The organism is Brevundimonas sp. KH_060, from assembly GCF_057838275.1.
In genome coordinates this window covers 2,741,257-2,760,366 of the sequence record NZ_CM174463.1, presented here as the reverse complement: position 1 = coordinate 2,760,366, position 19,110 = coordinate 2,741,257, and the positions used below count along the sequence as shown (strand labels likewise).

Here is a 19,110-nt window from a genome sequence, read left to right as displayed (position 1 = left end):
ATCCCGGATCGGCGCGCCGCGCCGTCCGGGGACGACGGCGGGTCTTAGAGGGTGGTCAGGTAGGCGTCGTAGGCGGCTTGGTCCATCAGGCCGTCCAGCACCGAGGCGTCGGACACCTTGATCTTGGCGAACCAGCCTTCACCTTCCGGATCGGCGTTGACGGTTTCCGGCGCCGAGGCCAGGGCTTCGTTGCCTTCGATCACTTCGCCGGCGATCGGGGCGTAGACGTCCGAGGCGGCCTTGACCGATTCCACGACGGCGAAGCTGTCGCCGACCGAGACGGTCTTGCCGGCTTCCGGCGTCTCGACGAACACCACGTCGCCCAGAGCGTCAGCGGCGTGCTTGGAGATGCCGACCGTGGCGACGTCGCCGTCCAGGCGAACCCACTCGTGATCCTTGGTGAACTTCATCTTGGTCTTCCTCATGAAGCCTGTGGCCCAGGCCGTGTTTCAATGCTGGATCCTCGGCGGCAAGGCCGAGGCTGACGAAGGGAAGGCGTTACGCCTTCGGCTTCCGATAGTAGCGGGTCGCCACGAAAGGCGTGGCGATGACTTCGGCGGCGGCGGGACGGCCGCGCACCAGCACCTTCAGGACCGTGCCCAGTTCGGCGAAGGCCGGGGGGACGTAGCCCATGGCGATGTTGTGCCCCAGCGTGGGCGAGGGGCCGCCCGAGGTGATCTTGCCGATCACGGCGCCGTCGGCGTCGGCGATCTCGGCGCCTTCGCGGGCCGGGGCGCCTTCCTTGACGTGCAGGCCGACGCGGACGCGAGCCGGGCTCTCGGCCAGTTGTTTCAGGATGACGTCGGCCCCGGCGAAGTCGGCGCGTTCCTTGCGCGACTTGGACAGGGCGAACGTCAGGGCGGCCTCGACCGGAGTGGTCTCGGCGTCAATGTCGTGGCCGTGGAGCGGCAGGCCGGCCTCCAGGCGCAAGGAGTCGCGTGCGCCCAGGCCGACCGGCTTCACGCGGGCGTCGGTCAGCAGCAGGTTCCACACGCGCTCTGCGGCGGCGGCCGGAACCGAAATTTCATAGCCGTCCTCGCCGGTGTAGCCCGAGCGCGAGACGATGCAGTCCTCGTCGAATAGACGGATGGTGCGGCAGTCCATGAAGCCCAGGTCGCCCAGCGCCGGTTCATGCTTGGCCATGACTTCGGCGGCTTCCGGCCCCTGAATGGCCAGCAGGGCGCGGTCCAGCACCTCCAGCTTGGCGTCGCCCGACAGATTGGCGTTCAGGAAGGCGAAGTCGGCGTCCTTGTTGCCCGCGTTGACGACGACGTAGAGGCCGTCTTCGAACGGCTTGCCCGCCATCAGGTCGTCCATGATCCCGCCCTGGCCGTTCAGCAGCAGGGAGTATTTCTGCTTGCCGGGCTTCACGATGGCGTAGTCGCCGGGCACGAAGCGCTCGAACTGGGCGATGGCGTCGGCGCCGGTGATGCGCGCCTGACCCATGTGGGAGACGTCGAACAGACCGGCGTGCTCGCGGGTCCAACGATGCTCGGCCAGCACGCCTTCATATTGAACCGGCATGTCATAGCCGCCGAAGCCGACCATGCGGGCGCCCAGCGCGCGGTGCGCGGCGTTGAGGGGGGTAGTCTTAAGGGCCTGATCGCTCATGGCGTCGCCTCCGGGTCGCGGGTTGCGGCGATAGCTCCGCCGTCGTCGCGCCCCCGCTGTCCTGAAGCCTGAGAGATTCCGACCGTTCCCTCCCAAGGGGCGGCCTTGCTCCGTCGGCGCGCCCTCGGATTCTTGACGATCCTTCGGCGACTTTCCAGCGTCCGTGCGCTTTCGCGGTCCTTTTGCCTGAGCGTTTCCGGGGCGGTTGCGCCTTCGGCTCCGGGCGCCGCGAACGGTCCCGATCTCTCCCGCGAGAGCGTTCGACCTAAGGCCCCGACTCCGGCGCGAAGTCAAGCGGCGCCGCACTTGCCGCCGACGATCTGAACGGCCATGAGGGGTGGAACCGCGCTTCGCCCACAGGATTTGAAGGACGCCATGACCGCCCGCACCGATCTCGCCGCCCACCTCGCCTCTCTCGATCTGCCGCAGGGGCTGACCGAGACGCTGACGACGGCGGCCGCCGCCTGCGTCGAGATCCGTCAGGTGGTGGCGGGCGGCGCCCTGGTCGGCGCCCTGGGCGCATCGGGCGCCGTCAATGTGCAGGACGAGGAGCAGAAGAAGCTCGACGTCATCGCCAACGACATCCTGACCGAGGCGTTGTTGGCCAACCCGGCCGTGGCGGGCGTGGCGTCGGAAGAGATGGACACGGTGCAGTCGGCGACCAACCCGGCGGGCGAATATCTGGTGCTGTTCGACCCGCTGGACGGCTCGTCCAACATCGACATCAACGCCCCGGTCGGCACCATCGTCTCGGTGCTGAAGGCGCCGTCGGCCCAGCCGACCGAGGCCGACTTCCTGCAGTCGGGCCGTCACCAGGTCGCGGCGCTCTATGCCGTATACGCCGGTCAGGCCATGCTGGTGCTGACGACGGGCAAGGGCGTGGCGGGCTTCACCCTGGCGCCGGACGGCCGCTGGCTGATGACGCATGAGGACGTGCGCATCCCGGCCGACACCAAGGAGTTCGCCATCAACATGTCGAACCAGCGCCACTGGGCCGAGAGCGTCCAGCGCTATGTCGACGGCTGCCTGAAGGGCGTTGACGGCCCGCGCGGCAAGAATTTCAACATGCGCTGGGTCGCCGCCATGGTGGCTGACGTGCACCGCATCCTGATGCGCGGCGGCGTCTTCCTCTATCCGTGGGACAAGCGCGAGCCGAACAAGCCGGGCAAGCTGCGCCTGATGTATGAGGGCAACCCCATGTCCTTCCTGGTCGAACAGGCGGGCGGCAAGTCCACCACCGACGGCAAACAGGCCATCATGGACGTGACCCCGACCGAACTGCACCAGCGGGTGCCGGTCGTCCTGGGCTCGGCCAACGAAGTCGATCAGATCGCGGCGGCCTGACGCTATGCAGATCGCCGCCACCGATGCGCTCCTGGTCATCGACGCCCAGAACGACTTCTGCGAGGGCGGCGCCCTGGCGGTGCAGGGCGGGGCGGCGATCATGCCCCTGATCAACCGGCTGGCCGAACGGTTCACGACCGTCATCGCCACCCAGGACTGGCACACGCCGGACCAGATCAGCTTCGCGTCCAACCACGCGGGCAAGGCGCCCTTCACGCAGATCGAGGTCGCCTACGGCCCCCAGATGCTTTGGCCGGATCATTGCGTGCAGGGGACGCCGGGGGCGGACTTCCACCCCGACGCAGCGCCTGCGGTGAATAAGGCGCTGGCCGTGGTCCGCAAGGGCTATAATCCGGCGGTCGATTCCTATTCCGGCTTTTATGAGAACGACCACAGGACGGCGACGGGGCTGGCGGGCCTGCTGCGCGATCTGGGCGTGAAGCGCGTCTTCCTGTGCGGTCTGGCCTATGACTACTGCGTCCGCTTCACCGCCGAGGACGCGGTGAACGAGGGCTTTGAGGCCGTGGTCATCGAAGACGCATGCCGCGCCATCGCCCCGGACACGGCGGCCGCCGCCAAGGCCAGCTTCAGCGCGCTGAAGATCGCCGAGATCGCGGCCGCAGACCTGATCTCTCACTCATAGAAGTCCGCCTCGTCGGGGATGCGGGTGAAGGCGATCTTGGCGCCGATGTAGTCGGTCAGGCACGCCTTGGGGCCGATGCTGACCGTGTCCTTGCCATAGCGTTTGTTCAGCGCGTCCAGCGCCTGTGACAGGCGCAAGGACGGCGCGTCGCCGCCCTGATCCGGGCCGATGTCGAACAGGTCGGCTTCGAAGGCGTCGCGCGCCTTCAGGCCGTGGACGCCGACGCCGACATAGCTCAACCGCCCGGCCTCCAGTTCCGGCTCGACCCGGCGCCACAGGTCGTCCAATGCGGCCAGCAGGGCGAAGGTGTCCTGCGTCGGGGCGACGGCGCGGTTCAGGCCAGTCGTGTCCCAGCCGCGTTTGGTCCCTTTCGGCCCCATGTCGAGGTGCAGGCTGATCCCTGAGCCGGTCAGCCCCATCCGCCGCAGCCGCGCCCCGCATTTGACCATCAGCCTTCGCGCCACCGCCCGCGCCTTGTCCGGGTTGCGCATGGCCTGGGCCAGCACATGGCTGTGGCTGATGGAGGCAGGCGGCTTCACCGGCGTCGGCTCGCTGTCGAGGCCGTGCAGGCCGCGCCAGATGCGCTCGCCCTCGATGCTGTTCCAGACCGCGCGCGCCTCCTTGGCGGTCATGTTCCACAGACCCGCCGTGTCCGTGACGCCCGCCGCCGCCAGCCGCTCGCGCATCCGCGAGCCGACGCCCGGATACTGCGACAGCGGCAGGTGCAGGATGGCGCCGGGCAGTTCATGGGCGCGCAGTATGGTCAGTCCGGCGGGCTTCTTCATGCCGCAGGCCGTCTTGGCCAGAAACCGCGACGGCGCCAGGCCGATCGAGGACCGCAGGCACTCGCCGACGTTCTTCAGGATGCCCGCCTGAATGCGCCGGGCCAGGGCGACGGCGTTCGCCTCGCGCCGTTCCGGCCCGATCAACTGGCACGAGCATTCGTCGATGGAGCCGACCTTCCACACCGGCACATGGCGGTCGATCTCGGCCATGATCTGCTTGTGGACCTGGACATAGAGGTCGGGCCGCGCCTCGGCGACGATCAGGCCGGGGCAAAGGCGGCGCGCCTCGGCCACCTGCATCCCGGTGCGGACGCCGAAGGCCTTGCTCTCATAGCTGGCGGCGATGGCGCCGGAGTATTCGCTCTCGACGGGGCGGACGATGACGGGCTTGCCGCGCCAGTCGGGATTTCGCTGCTGCTCGACGCTGGCGAAGAAGGCGTTCAGGTCGACGAACAGCCAGCGCAGGCCGGCGGGGTCTTCATCGGGCTGTCGGCCGGGGTGTTCCATGAATAGAACATATCAGGAACATTGAGGGCGGGGGAGTCGGATGTGGGGTGATCGGTCTTCTCCCCTATGCCGTCATCCTCGGGCTTGACCCGAGGATCCAGGGCGGCCTTTGGGGGACGTAGGATGCTTATAGGGCCGGGGCCTGATGGACAGGCGTGCTGGCGGAACGCTGGATCCTCGGGTCAAGCCCGAGGATGACGGCGCGGGGGAGTGGGACGCCTCAGTTCACCGCCGCGTAGGCATCCACCTCGGCGATCCGTGCTGCCTTGTCGGCGTCGCTGAGGAAGCTGCCCTCGAAGCTGTTCTTCGCCAGTTGCGTCACCTGCTCGCGCGTCAGGCCGACCGCCTCGGCCAACTGGCTGTAGTTGGCGTTCACATAGCCGCCGAAATAGGACGGGTCGTCCGAGTTCAGGGTCACGTGCAGGCCCCGGCGCAGCATTTCGGGCGCCGGGTGGTCCTTCAGATCCTTGACCACGCACAGCTTCAGGTTCGACAGGGGGCAGACCGTCAGCGTCATCTGTTCGGCGGCCAGACGGGCGATCAGGGCCTCGTCCTCCATCGAGCGGTTGCCGTGGTCCATGCGGTCGATGTGCAGCAGGTCCAGCGCCTCGCGAACGTATTCGGGCGGGCCTTCCTCGCCCGCATGGGCGCACAGCTTCAGGCCCAGTGCGCGGGCGGCGGCGAAGACGCGCTGGAACTTCGACGGCGGGTGGCCGACCTCGGACGAATCCAGGCCGACGCCGATGAAGTGGTGCAGATAGGGCTTGGCGGCCTCCAGCGTGGCGAAGGCCTCGTCCTCGCTCAGGTGGCGCAGGAAGCTGAGGATCAGGCCGCTGGTGACGCCCAACTCGGTCTTGGCCCGGTCCATGCCCGCGATCAGGCCTTCGACCACGACGGCGAAGGGCACGCCCCGGTCGGTGTGGGTCTGGGGGTCGAAGAAGATCTCGGCGTGGCGCACATTGTCGGCGGCGGCGCGCTGGAAATAGGCGAAGGCCAGATCCTCGAAGTCCTGACGCGTCAGCAGCACGGCGGCGCCCGCGTAGTAGATGTCGAGGAAGTCCTGCAGGTTCGAGAAGTCATAGGCCGCACGCACGGCCTCGACGCTGTCGTAGGGGATGGCGACGCCATTGCGCTGCGCCAGCTCGAACATCAGTTCGGGCTCGAGCGAGCCTTCGATGTGCAGGTGCAGTTCCGCCTTGGGCAGGCCGGCGATGAAGGCGTCGAGGGACATGAGGGAAGGCTCCTTGGCGGTCGCCTCCCCCTTATCACATTACATCCGCTCGGGCGTCTCGATGCCCAGCAGGCGCAGAGCCGTCTCCAGCTGGTGCAGGGTTGCGGCGGCCAGGGCTAGGCGCGAGCCCTTGGTCGCATCGTCCGACGCGACCAGGATCGGGCAGGCGGCGTAGAACTTCGAGAAGCTCTGAGCCAGACGATAGGCGTGCTCGGCGATCAGGTTGGGCGAACGCTTGTCATAGGCGTCGGCCGTGGCCGCATCGAAGGCGTCCAGCGTCAGGGCCAGGTCGCGTTCGGCGGCTTCCTCGATGACGATGGGGGCGAAGGCCACGCCCTGTTCCGCCGCCTTGCGCAGCAGGGATTTCACCCGCACGGCCTGATACAGCAGATAGGGGCCGGTCTTGCCTTCGAAGCTCATGAAGCGGTCGAGATCGAAGACGTAGCTGGTGGTGCGGTTGTTCGACAGGTCCGAGAACTTCAGCGCGGCGACCGCCACCTTGTGGGCGATGTCCTCGAACTCCTCGGCGGGCAGGTCGTCGCCCAGCTTGGCCTCGTGCAGACGCTCGCGCGCCTTGTCCGTCGCCTGATCGATCAGGTCGCGCAGCTTCAGCACGCCGCCCGCACGGGTCTTGAACGGCTTGCCGTCGGCGCCGTTCATGGTGCCGAAGCCGAGGTGCTCCAGTGACTTCTCGGGGGCGTAGCCGGCCAGATAAGCGGCGCGGAAGACCTGTTCGAAATGCTCGGCCTGGCGCTCGTCGACGACGTAGAGGATCAGGTCAGGATCAATGGACTTGCGGCGGTCCAGGATCGTGGCCAGGTCGGTCGTGCCGTACATGGCCGAGCCTTCCGAGCTGATGACCAGCAGGGGCGGGGGCGACGGGGCCTCGATCACCGAGCCGTCGGCCAGCTTCTTCTTGCGGGTCTCGCCGTCGCGGGCGACGTGGACCACCTGGGCGCCGTCGTCCTCGACAAGCAGGCCGGTTTCCTTCAGGTGCGCCAGCATTTCCGGCATCACCGGATCGGCGTCGCTCTCGCCGTTCCACAGGTCGAAGTCGACCGACAGGTCGTCATACTCGCGCTTCAGCGCCTCGCGGCTGACGGCGACGAAGTGCTGCCACAGCGCCCGATAGCCGGGGCGGCCGCCCTGAAGTTCGGCGGTCGCCTTGCGGGCGCGGTCGCGGAAGGCGGGGTCTTCCTTGGCCTTGCCCGCCGCCTGCGGATAGAGGTGGTCGAGGTCGGCCAGCGTCACCGGCGTCTCGGCCGGGAAGGGGCCGTCGCCCTCGACCATGAAGGCGTCGGCCAGGCCTTCATCGCCGCAGGCGGTGATCAGCAGGCCCATCTGGAAACCCCAGTCGCCGAAGTGGGCGTCGCCGGTCACGTCGTCACCGCGCAGGCGGAACAGCCGCTTCAGGCTCTCGCCGATGATCGCGCTGCGCAGGTGGCCGACGTGCATCGGCTTGGCCACGTTCGGGCCGCCGTAGTCGATGACCACCTTGCGCGGCTCGACGCGCGAGGCGCCGGCCAGTTCATCGTCCGCCGCGACCTCGGCCGCGCGCTGGGCCAGGGCCGCGTTCGACAGCTTCATGTTGATGAAGCCGGGACCGGCGACCTCGACCGAGGTCAGGCGCGGATCGGCGGCCAGACGTTCGGCCACCTTGGCGGCCAGTTCGCGCGGATTGGCTTTCAGCGCCTTGGCGGCGGCCAGGGCGCCGTTCGACTGGAAGTCGGCCAGGTCGGGACGGTCCGAGGCGGTGACGCGGGCCAGGGTCTGGTCCACGCCTTCGGCGGCGAAGGCGGCCCCGACCGCTTCGCTGAGGGAAGTCTTGAGGTCGGTCATGTCTTAGTTGGTCTGCTGGCCTGCTGTCGGGCGGAAGCGGCTGCCCGATCGGTTGAACTCGGCCATCTGCGGCGTGACGTCGAAGCCGATCAGGACTTCGAAATTGCCGCCGCTGGTGGTGGCGTCGGCGCGCGGGATGATGATGGTCTGGCTGGCTTCAGCCTGGGTGCGGTCGGCGCCGCCGAAGGTCACCGGCAGGTCGAAATATTCCTTGGCTAGGACGGCGGAATTCCGCTCGGTCACGGCGATCCAGTAGCGATAGGTGCGGGCGTCGCCCTCGGCTAGCGGGCCCTTGCCCAGGCTGAACAGCAGGTTGACGTCCAGACGGATCGGGTCGGACTCGCGATAGACGCAGTCGGAGCTGACGCCTTCGATTTCGCCCGTGAAGCCGACGCCGGTGGTCGTGGGCTGTTCATAGTTGGACAGCTCGACGAAGCGGGCCGCGTCGTAGAGAATCTTCACATAGGGGCAGGGGCCGGCGTTGGCGCGACGGCTCAGCGGCGCGATGCGCATGGGGCGCGCCGACGCCTGTTCGGCCTTCTGGCCGCCCTGCTGGCCGCCTTGGGGGCGACCGCTTTGGGCCGCGGCGGCGTGAGGGATCAGCGCAGCCGCGAGGGAGAAGGCGGCGAGGGCGGTCAGGACGCGACGCATCAGGAGCTTTCCGGCAGTCGATGAAGGCGGGGCCGATCAGACGCCCGAACGGGCCACGCTGGGTGGTGATAGCGGCTAAAGCGAGGCGCGGCAAACGGCGCGCGCATCCCTCGGCGATGAAGGTGGCGAGAGCGCGCGCGAAGGACTAGGTTCCGGCCCATGAACGCGCCTGTCTCGCCCTCACAGTTTCAACGCCGCCCCCTGTCTGTCCGCATGGCGACGCCGCGGGGGTTCTGCGCCGGTGTGGACCGGGCCATCCAGATCGTCGAGCGCGCGATCGAGAAATACGGCGCGCCCGTCTATGTGCGCCACGAGATCGTTCACAACCGTCACGTCGTCGATCGGCTGAAAGGACTGGGCGCGGTCTTCGTCAAGGATCTGGACGAGTGTCCGGACGACCGGCCGGTGGTCTTCTCGGCTCACGGCGTGCCCAAGTCGGTGCCTGCCACGGCGCGTTCGCGCGAGATGCTGTTTCTGGACGCCACCTGTCCGCTGGTGTCCAAGGTCCACGTCGAGGCCGAGCGGAATTTCGCGGCGGGCCGCCACGTCATCCTGATCGGCCACGCGGGCCACCCCGAGGTCGTCGGCACCATGGGGCAACTGCCCGCCGGCGCCATCAGCCTGGTCGAGACGGTCGAGGATGCGGAAGCCTTCCAGCGGCCCGGCGACCAGCCGCTGGCCTACGCCACCCAGACCACGCTGTCGGTGGACGACACGGCTGAGATTCTGGCGGCGCTGAAGCGGCGTTTCCCCGAACTGCCCGACCCGCACAAGGAAGACATCTGCTACGCCACCACCAACCGTCAGGAGGCGGTCAAGCGGCTGGGCGAGGGCTGCGGTCTGGTGCTGGTGGTGGGGTCCAAGAACTCGTCCAACTCGGCGCGTCTGGTCGATGTGGCGCTGAAGGCGGGGGCCGGGGACGCGCGTCTGGTCGATGACGCGGGTGATCTGGACTGGCGCTGGTTCGACGGGGTCGAGACGGTGGGCCTGACCGCCGGGGCCTCGGCGCCGGAGCCTCTGGTGCAGGGGGTGATCGAGGCGATGCGCGCCCGCTTCGACGTGACCGTGACCGAGGACGACGGCGCCCGCGAGACCGTAACCTTCAAACTGCCCCGCGCCCTGACGGCCTGAGGCGACGCCTGGAACGGCCGGGGAGGGCCGCGACATGAGCGGACTGGACGCCATCGACCGCCGCCTGCTGGCCATATTGCAGGACGACGCCACCGTTCCCATCGCCGAACTGGCCGAGCGGGTGGGGCTGTCCCAGACGCCGTGCTGGAAGCGGGTGAAACGGCTGCAGGATACGGGGATCATCGTTGCGCGCGTGGCCCTGCTGGACCGCGAGGCGCTGGACCTGCCGCTGGTGGTCTTCGTCTCGGTGAAGACGCGGCGGCACGACGCCGAATGGCTGGAGACCTTCAAGCAGGCCGCCGCCCTGCCCGAGGTGGTGGAGTTCTACCGGATGAGCGGCGAGGTCGACTATCTGCTCAAGGTGCTGGTCAAGGACATCGCCGCCTATGACCGCTTCTATCGCCGGCTGATCGCCATTGCTCCGCTGGATGACGTCTCCTCGAGCTTCGCCATGGAGCAAATCAAGTTCACTACGGCTCTGCCGCTCTGATGAAAGAGAATAATATTCTCCTTTTGGGCTGATTTCAGAGTGTGAACGAGAATGATCCTCTCTGGTAATCGGAATACCCTCTTCCGCCTGTAGCGGAGGGTTCATGCTCAAGCGTCTGTTCGTCGATCACCCGGCCTCGGTCGGAGAGAGCTATACGGAGCACATGGGCGTCGCCGCCTCGTTCGGTGCGGCCATGTTCGTCGGTTCGCTGGCCTGTTTCGTCCACGCGGTGTTTCCTGGCCTGTGCGTCAAGACGGGCAGCGGGGTCATCAACGACTTGCATCGCCGCATGGTGACGCACCGCGTCGAGCCCGCCCGCCTGGCGGCGACCGAGCAGGACTGAAGCAAACCGGGCCGCCTCTTGGGCGGCCCAGACAGCTCTGAATCTCAGGCGGCGAGGATTTCGTCCGCCGGCCCGAAGAACTCATAGTGGATGCGGTCGGCCGGGACGCCGGCGTCGCGCAGGTCCGACACCAGGGCGCGCAGGAAGGGGCGCGGGCCGCACAGATAGTAGTCGGCCTCCTGGATCGGCGTCTGCTGGCTCAGCCAGGCGCCTGAGATGCGCCCCGCGTGGTCATGGCCGTCGCCGTCATTGGCGGGCGCTTCATAGAAGACGGTGCTGCGCGCGCGCGGATGGGCCGCCGTCAGGGCGCGGATGTGCGGCCCCATGGCGTGCGCCCCGGCGTCATAGGCGCCGTGGACATAGTGAACCTCGGTGTCCGCCTTCTCGGCCACCAGCGTCTCGAGCATCGACACCATCGGCGTCAGGCCGACGCCGCCGGACAGCAGGACGACCGGGCGCTGCGGCGTCTCGGGCAGGAAGAAGTCGCCCGCCGGGGCGCCGACCTTCAGCACCATGCCGACGCGGGCGTTGTCGTGCAGCCAGCCCGAGGCCAGGCCCTTGTCCTCGCGCTTGACCGAGATGCGATAGGTCTCGTCGTTCGGGGCGCAGGAAATGGAGTAGTTGCGCTTGATCGGCGGATGGCCGGGGACATCGAACCAGAAGGTCAGGTACTGGCCCGGCCGGTGACGCAACACCGGGCCGCCGTCCTTGGGCTTCAGCACGAAGGAGGTGATGACCGAGCTTTCGGGGCGCACCTCGATCACCTCAAAGGCGCGCCAGCCGTTCCAGCCGCCCTTGGCCGCCGCCAGGTCTTCGTAGATGGCGGCCTCGCGGGTGATCAGGATGTTGGCCAGGAACCAGTAGGCCTCGCCCCAGGCGGTCATGATCTCCTCGGTCGCAGCCTCGCCCAGCACATGGGCGATGGCGCCCAGCAGGGCGGCGCCGACGTGGGGATAGTGTTCGGGCAGGATCTGCAGGCCGACGTGCTTTTGCGCGATGCGTTCGACCGCGGCCGCCAGGGCGCCCAGGTTATCGATGTTGGCGGCGTAGGCCAGGATGGCCCCCGTCAGGGCGCGTGGTTGCGAGCCGGCGTCGCCGTGGTGCGACTGGTTGAACAGATCGCGGATCTCGGGGTTCTGGAACATCCGCGAATACATCTCGCGCACGATGTCGAGGCCGTGGGCCTCGAGGGCGGGAACAGTGGCTTTGACAAGCGCGATCGTGCGCTCGCTGAGGGCTTGAGCCATCAGGAAACTCCTAGGCGTTGCGATGTGAGAGGGAAGGAAAAGAGAGAGGGCGCGCCTAGCCGTCGGGCGGCCGGTCAAAGAAGTCGACGCGCATCTTCATCGGCCCTAGCGGCTCGACGAAATGGACCTGCTGCGGCCCGATGCGGCCTGGCGTTCCGGGCCTCAGAACCGTGGTCATGTGCGGATCGCGCCAGGTCAGGCGAACCTCGCCCTCCAGCACCTGGATTAGGCCCCAGGTTCCGGCCTTGAGGCTGTGATCGGCTCGCAGGGCGGCAGGCAGGGTGGCGGCGTCGAACACCGAGGTGGAGCGGTAGGGCGCGGGCGACGAGGCGCCGTCCGTCGGCTGTGGTTGCTGGCTATGCGAGCGGCCGTTCATCGCCTTCGCTCCATTGATGCATTGATAATGCATCTATAGCCCGCATTTGAAACATGCAACGAGGATGCATATAATTTTCTGCGGCGCGATGACGCGCTGACCGAGTGACTGCCGGAAGCGGCTCCAGAGAGGCTGAATGCGCCTGACGCGCTACACCGATTACGCCATGCGGGTGCTGCTCTATCTGGGCGCGCGGCAGGATCGGCTGTGCTCGATCGCCGAGATCGCCCAGGCCTACGGCATTTCGCAGAACCATCTGATGAAGGTGGTCAGCGACCTGGTGAGCGCGGGCTATCTGGTCAGCGTGCGCGGGCGGTTCGGCGGGGTGCGGCTGGCGCGTCCGCCGGATCAGATCAACGTCGGCGCCGTGGTGCGCCATACCGAGGACGGCTTTGACCTGGTCGATTGCGGCAGTTGCATCATCGCCCCGGCCTGCGGTCTCACAGGCGCCCTGCATCAGGCCCTGGCCGCCTTCATGAAGGTGCTGGACGGCTATACTTTGGAAGGCTTGCTCAGCCGCCGCGTCGACATGGCCAGCCTGTTCGAGCGGGCCGAGACCTAGAGCAAAGGTCGCATTGACGCTCGGCGTTCTTGGGGGTCTGATCGCTCGACCTTGACCCTGGGAGGCTGCGGCCATGGGCGATAGAGTGCGACATGAACATGCCAGCCTGATCCGTCAGGCGCTGGATGACGAAGGCGCTGGCGCGCGCTCGGCCCTGGCCGCATCGTGGCGTCGGTCCGTGACCCTGTACGGCCTGGACCCTGGCGAGCATGGGGCGGTCGAGACCATCACCGAACAGCAGTTGCGCGAGGCGCGCCAGGCGATGGAGCCGCTGACGCGCGCGGCCGAGGGCGTGCTGGACCGGCTGTTTCTGGCCGTCGGCGGCGTGGGATGCTGCGTCCTGCTGACCAACGCCGAGGGCGTGCCGGTCGAGCGACGCGGGGCGGCGGCGGATGACGACACCTTCCACCGCTGGGGCCTGTGGCCCGGCGCCGTCTGGTCCGAGGCGGTCGAAGGCACCAACGGCATCGGCACGGCCCTGGCCGAACATCGGGCCGTAACCATCCATCGCGAACAGCATTTCCACGCCCGCAACACCGGGCTGAGCTGCATCACCCACCCGATCCATGACCACATGGGGCGGCTGGCCGGGGCGCTGGACGTCTCGTCCTGCCGGGCCGACGCGACCGAGGCCATCCTGGGGCTGATCTCGGCGGCCGTGGCCGATGCGGCGCGGGCGATCGAGGCCCAGACCTTCCGCCAGGCCTTCGCCGATGCGCGCATCGTGTTGGCGGGAGGCGTCAGCGAGCGCAATGCGGCGGTCCTGCTGGCCGTCGACCGCGACGATCTGGTCATCGGCGCCACGCGGGCGGCGCGGCTGTCCCTGTCGATCACCGACGAGCGGATCGCGGCCCAGCTGCCCGCGTCCGACCTGCTGACGCCGGGCGGAGCCGAGGTTGATTTGCTGGAGGCTGAGCGCGGGGCGGTGCGCCGCGCCCTGGCCCGCACCGGGGGTAATGTCTCGGCCGCGGCGCGGGCGCTGGGCGTCAGCCGCGCCACCCTGCACCGCAAGCTGCATCGCCTTGGCCTGATCGACCTGCACTGAGCGATCTCGACGGAAACTGTCGCAAGTCTGCGACAGGTTTGCGCCGCACCATCCGGGCGGCGTCTGGAACAGGCCGCCGGGCCGACCGACCTTGCCTCAAACGACGCCGACAACCGGCGCCTGAGGAAACCGCAAGGAGGCCGTTCCCATGACCAAGCCCGAATTCGTCCGCGCCGTGACGCCGAAATACAAGGCGCGCTACGACAACTTCATCGGCGGCCAGTGGGTCGCGCCGGTCAACGGCCGCTATTTCGAGAACACCTCCCCGGTGAACGGCCGCGTCCTGTGCGAGGTGGCTCGCTCGGACGCGGCCGACGTCGAGCTGGCGCTGGACGCCGCCCACGCGGCCAGGGACGGCTGGGGCAAGACCAGCGTCGCCCAGCGCGCCCTGATCCTGAACCGCATCGCCGAGCGCATGGAGCAGAATCTGCAGGCCATCGCCGAGGCCGAGACTTGGGATAACGGCAAGCCGGTGCGTGAAACGCTCGCGGCGGACATTCCGCTGGCCATCGACCATTTCCGCTATTTCGCCGGCTGCATCCGGGCGCAGGAAGGCGGCATTTCGGAACTCGACAACGACACGGTCGCCTATCACTTCCACGAGCCGCTGGGCGTGGTCGGTCAGATCATTCCGTGGAACTTCCCGATCCTGATGGCGGCGTGGAAGATCGCCCCGGCGCTGGCGGCAGGCAATTGCATCGTGCTGAAGCCGGCCGAGCAGACCCCGGCCTCCATCCTGCTGCTTATGGAGCTGATTCAGGACATCCTGCCGCCGGGCGTGCTTAACATCGTCTCGGGCACGGGGATCGAGGTCGGCGAGCCGCTGGCCACCAACCCGCGCATCGCCAAGATCGCCTTCACCGGCTCGACCGCCGTCGGCCAGAAGATCATGGAATACGCCACCCAGAACATCATCCCGGTGACGCTGGAGCTGGGCGGCAAGTCGCCGAACATCTTCTTCAAGGACGTGATGGACGCCGACGACGCCTTCCTCGACAAGGCCCTGGAAGGCTTCGCCATGTTCGCGCTCAACCAGGGCGAGGTCTGCACCTGCCCCAGCCGCGCCCTGATCCACGAAGACATCTATGAGGCCTTCATCGAGAAGGCGATCGCCCGCGTCGAAGCCATCAAACAGGGCGACCCGCTGGACCCGACGACCCAGGTCGGCGCCCAGGCCTCGGATCAACAGCTGAAGAAGATCCTGTCCTATCTGAAGGTCGGCAAGGACGAGGGCGCCGAGGTGCTGACCGGCGGCGATCAGGCCGTGCTGAAGGACGATCTGGCGGGCGGCTACTACGTCAAGCCGACGGTGTTCAAGGGCACCAACGACATGCGCATTTTCCAAGAGGAGATCTTCGGTCCGGTTCTGGCCGTGACCACCTTCAAGACGCTGGAAGAGGCCATCGCCATCGCCAACGACACCGAATACGGCCTGGGCGCCGGGGTCTGGTCGCGCGACATGAACACCGCCTATCGCGCGGGCCGGGCCATCCAGGCGGGCCGCGTCTGGACTAACTGCTACCACCAGTATCCCGCGCACGCGGCTTTCGGCGGCTACAAGAAGTCGGGCATCGGGCGGGAAAACCATCGCATGATGCTGGACCACTATCAGCAGACCAAGAACTTGCTGGTCAGCTACAGCCCCGACAAGCTGGGCTTCTTCTGATTTCGATCAAGGCGCGGGCTTCGGTCCGCGCCTTTTTCACGAACCAAACGCCTAGCCGATCAGCTTCAGGACCACGGCGCTCTGGTACAGCATGTAGAGGGCGACCACGAAGATCAGGCCCGCGAAGACGCTGTTCAGCAGGCCCTTGCGGCCGGACATCAGCTTGGCTAGCCGCGCGCCTGCCAGGCCGCCCAGAACGCCGCCGCCGATGAAGACCGCCGCCAGCGGCCAGTCCACCCAACCGGCCAGCGCATAGTTGAAGGCGGTGGTCAGGCCGAAGGCGGTGACGCCGACCAGCGACGAGCCGACGGCGTAGTAGATGGGCATTCCAGTCGATCCCATCAGGCTGGGCACGATCAGGAAACCGCCGCCGATGCCGAAGAAGCCTGACAGCATCCCCATCGCCGCCCCCGTGCCGATCAACTTGGGCGCATTACGCGCGGTCAGGGTTACGTCCGGGTCGCCCGCCGCCGAGCGGCCGCGCAGCATCAGGGCGCCGACGATCAGCATCAGCACCGCGAACAGGGCCAGCAGCTTCTGCCCGTCCACCGCCTTGCCGAAGCTGGAGCCCAGCGCCGCCCCGACCACGCCCGCCGCCGCGAACAGCAGGGCGATCTTCCACTTCACCGCCCCGTGCCGGGCGTGGTTCAGCAGATTGGCGAAGGCGTTGGCGGCCACGGCGAAGGCGCTGGTGCCGATGGCTAGGTGGGGGTCTTTCACCCCCACCAGATAGACGATCAGCGGCACGGCTAGGATCGAGCCGCCCCCGCCCACCAGGCCCAGGGTGAAGCCGACCAGCGACCCCGCCCCGGCGCCCAGTCCGTATTGCAGCAGGCTGAGCGGCTCGCCCATCAGGCGGCGCTCTTGGCGCGGGGCGCGACGCCCGGCTCGACGCAGTCGGGGGCGCACAGCCATTCACGGCCCTTCAGCATCCCGACCCAGTAGATTTCCGGCAGGGCCTGCGCCTTCAGGTGCCAGGCGCGGCGCGTCGGCTGACGCCCGTCCAGCATCCACGCGGGGAAGCTGGGCAGCAGCTTGCCGCCATAGCCGAACTCGGCCAGCACGATCTTGCCGCGCTCGACCGTCAGGGGGCAGGAGCCATAGCCGTCGTAAACGGCCTTCAGCGCCTTGCCGTCCAGCATGGAGATGACGTTCTCGGCCACGACCGGCGCCTGTTTGCGGGCGGCGGCGGCGGTCTTGGCGTTGGGCGCCGAGCAGGCGTCGCCCAGGCCGAAGACGTTGTCGAGGCGGTTGTGGTGCAGGGTCGCCTGATCGACGTCGATCCAGCCGCTGTCGGCGGCCAGCGGGCTGTTGCGGATGAAGTCAGGCGCGGTCTGCGGCGGGCAGACGTGGATCATGTCGAAGTCGCGGACGATTTCGCTGACGGCCCCATCGGCGTCGGTGACGGCGAAGGTCGCCTTGCGCGCCTCGCCGTCGATGGACGTCAGGCGCGAGTTGAAGCGCAGGTCGACGCCGTAACGCTCGATGTATTTCATCAGGGCGGGGACGTAGTCCTTGACCCCGAACAGCACGGCCCCGGCGTTGTGGAATTCGATGTCCACGTTCTTGAGTGCGCCGGTGCGCTGCCAGTGGTCGGCCGACAGATAGAGGGCCTTCTGCGGCGCGCCCGCGCATTTGATCGGCATAGGCGGCTGGGTGAACAGGGCGCGGCCGCCCTTAAGCTCCTGCACCAGCTTCCACGTATAGGGCGCCAGATCGAAGCGGTAGTTGGAGGTCACGCCGTTGCGGCCTAGCGTCTGGCTCAGGCCGGGGATGGCGTCCCAGTCCAGCTTGATGCCCGGGGCGGCGACCAGGGCGCGATAGCCGATGCGGCGGCCGTCCGACAGGCGCACCTGATCGGCTTCGGGGGCGAAGTCGACCACGCTGTCCTTGATCCAGCGGGCGCCCGTGGGGATCAGGCGGCAGGTCTCGCGCATGGTGCGCTCGGGCGTGAAGACGCCGGCGCCGACCAGCGTCCAGCCGGGCTGGTAGTAGTGGCGCTCGGACGGCTCGACGATCACTACGTCAAGGCCGGGGCGGCGGCGCAGCAGGCTGGCCGCCGTGGCGATTCCGGCGGCGCCGCCGCCGACGATCAGAACGTCGCAGGTCTCGGAAGCTTGCGGATGGGCCACGCCTCAGCCCTCCAGACGCGGGCCGAGCGGCGAGACGTCGTAACCGGCGGCGGCGGCCAGGGCGACGATCTCTTCGGCCGGGCGCTCGCCCGCCTGCGACAGGGCCCACAGATAGGTGGTGCGGGTGCCCGAGCGGCAGTAGCCGAGGATGGGCTGGGGCAGTTCGGCCAGCGCGGCCTTGAAGCGCGCCACGTCGTCGGGCGTCATGGCCCCGCCGCGAATGGGGATGTGGACGAAGGGCAGGCCTGCGGCCTCGGCGGCGGCGCGGATGTCCTCGGTCATCGGCTGACCCGGTTCTTCGGCGTCGGGGCGGTTGGAGATGATGGCGCGATAGCCCTGGGCGGCGGCCATAGCGACCTCCTCAGGCAGTATCTGCGGCGAGACGTGCAGGCGGTCTTCCAGGGTGCGGATGTCCATGAGGCGGTTCTCTTGCTTGAGGAATCTGGCTTGAGGAAAAGGGGTGCGCGTCAGAGCGCGTTGATGGGCACTTTCAGGTAGCGGACGCCGTTGTCTTCCGGCTCGGGCATCCGGCCGCCGTTCATGTTGACCTGAACCGAAGGCAGGATCAGGCGCGGCATGGACAAGGTGGCGTCGCGGGCGGTGCGCATGGCGACGAACTCATCTTCGCTGACGCCGTCGCGGACGTGGATGTTGCAGGCGCACTGATCGCCGATGGTCGTCTCCCAGGCGAACTCGGTGCGGGCGGGCGGCGCCTTGTAGTCGTGGCACAGGAAGACGCGCGCCGCGGCGGGCAGGGACAGTAGTCGCTGGATCGAGCGATACAGCGTCCGCGCATCGCCGCCGGGGAAGTCGCAGCGCGCCGTGCCGTAGTCGGGCATGAACAGGGTGTCGCCGGGGAAGACAGCGTCGCCGATCACATAGGCCAGACAGGCCGGAGTATGGCCGGGCACGTGCAGCGCCGTGGCCTGAAGCCCGCCGATGGCGAAGCGGTCGCCGTCGTCGAAAAGTTGGTCGAACTGGCTGCCGTCGCGGCGGAACTCGGTCCCCTCGTTGAAGACTTTGCCGAAGACGTCCTGCACCTTGATGATGTCGCGGCCGATGGCCAGGCGGCCGCCGAGGCGCTCTTGCAGATAGGGCGCGGCCGACAGGTGGTCGGCGTGGGCGTGCGTCTCCAGCAGCCACTGAACCTCAAGGTCCTCGCCCTCGACATAGGCGATCAGGGCGTCGGCCGAGGCGGTCGAGGTGCGGCCCGCCGCCTGATCATAATCCAGCACGCTGTCGATGATGGCGCAGGCGTTCGAACCGGGGTCGCGCACCACATGGCTGACGGTGAAGGTGGCGGGGTCGAAGAAGGATTGGACGACGGGGGGCTGGGCCTCATTCGTCAGGGCGGCCTCGATCAATTCCTTGGCGTGATCACGGGCATGATCGCGGGCGGGGTCGATGGGGGCGTCGGTCACGGCGTCTCTCCGCATTGATCTGGATCAAGCAATTAGATATTTACATATTATATGCAAGTAATTGTTTTCAAGGTGCGCTGCGCCTC

20 protein-coding genes and 1 riboswitch are annotated in these 19,110 nt (G+C 67.9%); of the genes, 8 read left to right on the top strand and 12 right to left on the bottom strand.

What is annotated here, in order from left to right; all coding sequences use genetic code 11:
* Nucleotides 1-44: 44 nt before the first annotated feature.
* Together gcvH and gcvT are read right to left on the bottom strand one after the other, a co-directional pair.
* Nucleotides 45-410: a glycine cleavage system protein GcvH gene (gcvH, locus tag AC3IPP_RS13655; RefSeq protein ID WP_087140883.1), complete on the bottom strand. Its 366-nt coding sequence runs from the start codon at nt 408-410 to the stop codon at nt 45-47.
* Between the two features lie 88 nt (nt 411-498).
* The gene (gene gcvT / locus AC3IPP_RS13650) at nt 499-1,611 is read right to left on the bottom strand and encodes a glycine cleavage system aminomethyltransferase GcvT (RefSeq protein ID WP_489149358.1); all 1,113 of its coding nucleotides are present in this window, start codon (nt 1,609-1,611) and stop codon (nt 499-501) included.
* Nucleotides 1,612-1,775: 164 nt separating this feature from the next.
* Nucleotides 1,776-1,872, bottom strand: a riboswitch (glycine riboswitch).
* Between the two features lie 114 nt (nt 1,873-1,986).
* Here gcvT and AC3IPP_RS13645 point away from each other — a divergent pair.
* Both AC3IPP_RS13645 and pncA read left to right on the top strand, forming a co-directional pair.
* Nucleotides 1,987-2,955: a class 1 fructose-bisphosphatase gene (locus tag AC3IPP_RS13645; RefSeq protein WP_489149357.1), complete on the top strand. Its 969-nt coding sequence runs from the start codon at nt 1,987-1,989 to the stop codon at nt 2,953-2,955.
* 4 nt (nt 2,956-2,959) lie between these two features.
* Nucleotides 2,960-3,598 (top strand): bifunctional nicotinamidase/pyrazinamidase, encoded by a 639-nt coding sequence (gene pncA, locus AC3IPP_RS13640; protein WP_489149356.1) that lies wholly within the window; start codon nt 2,960-2,962, stop codon nt 3,596-3,598.
* Here pncA and AC3IPP_RS13635 read toward each other — a convergent pair.
* The 4 genes from AC3IPP_RS13635 to AC3IPP_RS13620 all read right to left on the bottom strand — a co-directional run bounded on the left by AC3IPP_RS13635 (nt 3,589) and on the right by AC3IPP_RS13620 (nt 8,611).
* On the bottom strand, nt 3,589-4,890 hold the full coding sequence (locus AC3IPP_RS13635) for a Y-family DNA polymerase (RefSeq protein WP_489149355.1): 1,302 nt from the start codon (nt 4,888-4,890) through the stop codon (nt 3,589-3,591). The two genes, pncA and AC3IPP_RS13635, sit on opposite strands and share 10 nt — an antisense overlap.
* Before the next feature lie 220 nt (nt 4,891-5,110).
* Nucleotides 5,111-6,121, bottom strand: a complete 1,011-nt coding sequence (locus tag AC3IPP_RS13630; protein WP_489149354.1) for an adenosine deaminase — start codon at nt 6,119-6,121, stop codon at nt 5,111-5,113.
* A 39-nt stretch (nt 6,122-6,160) separates the two neighbouring features.
* The gene (gene argS / locus AC3IPP_RS13625) at nt 6,161-7,960 is read right to left on the bottom strand and encodes an arginine--tRNA ligase (RefSeq protein ID WP_489149353.1); all 1,800 of its coding nucleotides are present in this window, start codon (nt 7,958-7,960) and stop codon (nt 6,161-6,163) included.
* Between the two features lie 3 nt (nt 7,961-7,963).
* Nucleotides 7,964-8,611 (bottom strand): Tat pathway signal sequence domain protein, encoded by a 648-nt coding sequence (locus AC3IPP_RS13620; protein ID WP_489149352.1) that lies wholly within the window; start codon nt 8,609-8,611, stop codon nt 7,964-7,966.
* 159 nt (nt 8,612-8,770) lie between these two features.
* Here AC3IPP_RS13620 and ispH point away from each other — a divergent pair, with 159 nt between their 5' ends.
* The 3 genes from ispH to AC3IPP_RS13605 all read left to right on the top strand — a co-directional run bounded on the left by ispH (nt 8,771) and on the right by AC3IPP_RS13605 (nt 10,575).
* Nucleotides 8,771-9,742 carry a 4-hydroxy-3-methylbut-2-enyl diphosphate reductase gene (ispH, locus tag AC3IPP_RS13615; protein WP_489149351.1) on the top strand — a complete coding sequence of 324 codons (972 nt, stop codon included), beginning with the start codon at nt 8,771-8,773 and terminating at the stop codon, nt 9,740-9,742.
* 34 nt (nt 9,743-9,776) lie between these two features.
* A complete protein-coding gene (locus tag AC3IPP_RS13610) occupies nt 9,777-10,232 on the top strand; it encodes an Lrp/AsnC family transcriptional regulator (protein WP_087139758.1) in 456 nt (151 codons plus the stop codon).
* Between the two features lie 103 nt (nt 10,233-10,335).
* Nucleotides 10,336-10,575: a DUF6356 family protein gene (locus AC3IPP_RS13605; RefSeq protein WP_087139760.1), complete on the top strand. Its 240-nt coding sequence runs from the start codon at nt 10,336-10,338 to the stop codon at nt 10,573-10,575.
* 44 nt (nt 10,576-10,619) lie between these two features.
* Here AC3IPP_RS13605 and hmpA read toward each other — a convergent pair whose 3' ends face one another.
* Together hmpA and AC3IPP_RS13595 are read right to left on the bottom strand one after the other, a co-directional pair.
* Complete coding sequence (gene hmpA / locus AC3IPP_RS13600) at nt 10,620-11,822, bottom strand: NO-inducible flavohemoprotein (protein WP_087139761.1); 1,203 nt, start codon at nt 11,820-11,822, stop codon at nt 10,620-10,622.
* A gap of 55 nt (nt 11,823-11,877) precedes the next feature.
* A complete protein-coding gene (locus tag AC3IPP_RS13595) occupies nt 11,878-12,198 on the bottom strand; it encodes a TehB family protein (RefSeq protein ID WP_489149350.1) in 321 nt (106 codons plus the stop codon).
* A 136-nt stretch (nt 12,199-12,334) separates the two neighbouring features.
* Between AC3IPP_RS13595 and AC3IPP_RS13590 the strand changes: the two genes are divergently transcribed.
* From AC3IPP_RS13590 to exaC, 3 genes are all read left to right on the top strand, one after another.
* Complete coding sequence (locus tag AC3IPP_RS13590) at nt 12,335-12,760, top strand: RrF2 family transcriptional regulator (RefSeq protein ID WP_489149349.1); 426 nt, start codon at nt 12,335-12,337, stop codon at nt 12,758-12,760.
* 73 nt (nt 12,761-12,833) lie between these two features.
* Complete coding sequence (locus tag AC3IPP_RS13585) at nt 12,834-13,805, top strand: GAF domain-containing protein (RefSeq protein ID WP_489149348.1); 972 nt, start codon at nt 12,834-12,836, stop codon at nt 13,803-13,805.
* 148 nt (nt 13,806-13,953) lie between these two features.
* Nucleotides 13,954-15,471 carry an acetaldehyde dehydrogenase ExaC gene (gene exaC / locus AC3IPP_RS13580; protein WP_489149347.1) on the top strand — a complete coding sequence of 506 codons (1,518 nt, stop codon included), beginning with the start codon at nt 13,954-13,956 and terminating at the stop codon, nt 15,469-15,471.
* Nucleotides 15,472-15,522: 51 nt separating this feature from the next.
* Here the strand turns inward: exaC and AC3IPP_RS13575 are convergent, their stop codons facing one another.
* The 4 genes from AC3IPP_RS13575 to AC3IPP_RS13560 are packed head-to-tail and all read right to left on the bottom strand — an operon-like array spanning nt 15,523 to nt 19,039.
* On the bottom strand, nt 15,523-16,323 hold the full coding sequence (locus AC3IPP_RS13575) for a sulfite exporter TauE/SafE family protein (RefSeq protein ID WP_489149346.1): 801 nt from the start codon (nt 16,321-16,323) through the stop codon (nt 15,523-15,525).
* Nucleotides 16,323-17,603, bottom strand: a complete 1,281-nt coding sequence (locus tag AC3IPP_RS13570) for an NAD(P)/FAD-dependent oxidoreductase (protein WP_489149345.1) — start codon at nt 17,601-17,603, stop codon at nt 16,323-16,325. Before AC3IPP_RS13570 ends, AC3IPP_RS13575 begins: the two co-directional genes overlap by 1 nt.
* A 3-nt stretch (nt 17,604-17,606) precedes the next feature.
* Nucleotides 17,607-18,020, bottom strand: a complete 414-nt coding sequence (locus tag AC3IPP_RS13565; protein ID WP_489149344.1) for a protein tyrosine phosphatase family protein — start codon at nt 18,018-18,020, stop codon at nt 17,607-17,609.
* A gap of 50 nt (nt 18,021-18,070) precedes the next feature.
* Nucleotides 18,071-19,039, bottom strand: a complete 969-nt coding sequence (locus tag AC3IPP_RS13560) for an MBL fold metallo-hydrolase (RefSeq protein ID WP_489149343.1) — start codon at nt 19,037-19,039, stop codon at nt 18,071-18,073.
* Between the last annotated feature and the right edge of the window lie 71 nt (nt 19,040-19,110).

Bases quoted from the DNA above. Each gene is read 5' to 3' on its own strand.
- gcvH (WP_087140883.1), bottom strand. From the start codon at position 410: ATGAAGTTCACCAAGGATCACGAGTGGGTTCGCCTGGACGGCGACGTC.
- gcvT (WP_489149358.1), bottom strand. From the start codon at position 1,611: ATGAGCGATCAGGCCCTTAAGACTACCCCCCTCAACGCCGCGCACCGC.
- AC3IPP_RS13645 (WP_489149357.1), top strand. From the start codon at position 1,987: ATGACCGCCCGCACCGATCTCGCCGCCCACCTCGCCTCTCTCGATCTG.
- pncA (WP_489149356.1), top strand. From the start codon at position 2,960: ATGCAGATCGCCGCCACCGATGCGCTCCTGGTCATCGACGCCCAGAAC.
- AC3IPP_RS13635 (WP_489149355.1), bottom strand. From the start codon at position 4,890: ATGGAACACCCCGGCCGACAGCCCGATGAAGACCCCGCCGGCCTGCGC.
- AC3IPP_RS13630 (WP_489149354.1), bottom strand. From the start codon at position 6,121: ATGTCCCTCGACGCCTTCATCGCCGGCCTGCCCAAGGCGGAACTGCAC.
- argS (WP_489149353.1), bottom strand. From the start codon at position 7,960: ATGACCGACCTCAAGACTTCCCTCAGCGAAGCGGTCGGGGCCGCCTTC.
- AC3IPP_RS13620 (WP_489149352.1), bottom strand. From the start codon at position 8,611: ATGCGTCGCGTCCTGACCGCCCTCGCCGCCTTCTCCCTCGCGGCTGCG.
- ispH (WP_489149351.1), top strand. From the start codon at position 8,771: ATGAACGCGCCTGTCTCGCCCTCACAGTTTCAACGCCGCCCCCTGTCT.
- AC3IPP_RS13610 (WP_087139758.1), top strand. From the start codon at position 9,777: ATGAGCGGACTGGACGCCATCGACCGCCGCCTGCTGGCCATATTGCAG.
- AC3IPP_RS13605 (WP_087139760.1), top strand. From the start codon at position 10,336: ATGCTCAAGCGTCTGTTCGTCGATCACCCGGCCTCGGTCGGAGAGAGC.
- hmpA (WP_087139761.1), bottom strand. From the start codon at position 11,822: ATGGCTCAAGCCCTCAGCGAGCGCACGATCGCGCTTGTCAAAGCCACT.
- AC3IPP_RS13595 (WP_489149350.1), bottom strand. From the start codon at position 12,198: ATGAACGGCCGCTCGCATAGCCAGCAACCACAGCCGACGGACGGCGCC.
- AC3IPP_RS13590 (WP_489149349.1), top strand. From the start codon at position 12,335: ATGCGCCTGACGCGCTACACCGATTACGCCATGCGGGTGCTGCTCTAT.
- AC3IPP_RS13585 (WP_489149348.1), top strand. From the start codon at position 12,834: ATGGGCGATAGAGTGCGACATGAACATGCCAGCCTGATCCGTCAGGCG.
- exaC (WP_489149347.1), top strand. From the start codon at position 13,954: ATGACCAAGCCCGAATTCGTCCGCGCCGTGACGCCGAAATACAAGGCG.
- AC3IPP_RS13575 (WP_489149346.1), bottom strand. From the start codon at position 16,323: ATGGGCGAGCCGCTCAGCCTGCTGCAATACGGACTGGGCGCCGGGGCG.
- AC3IPP_RS13565 (WP_489149344.1), bottom strand. From the start codon at position 18,020: ATGGACATCCGCACCCTGGAAGACCGCCTGCACGTCTCGCCGCAGATA.
- AC3IPP_RS13560 (WP_489149343.1), bottom strand. From the start codon at position 19,039: ATGCGGAGAGACGCCGTGACCGACGCCCCCATCGACCCCGCCCGCGAT.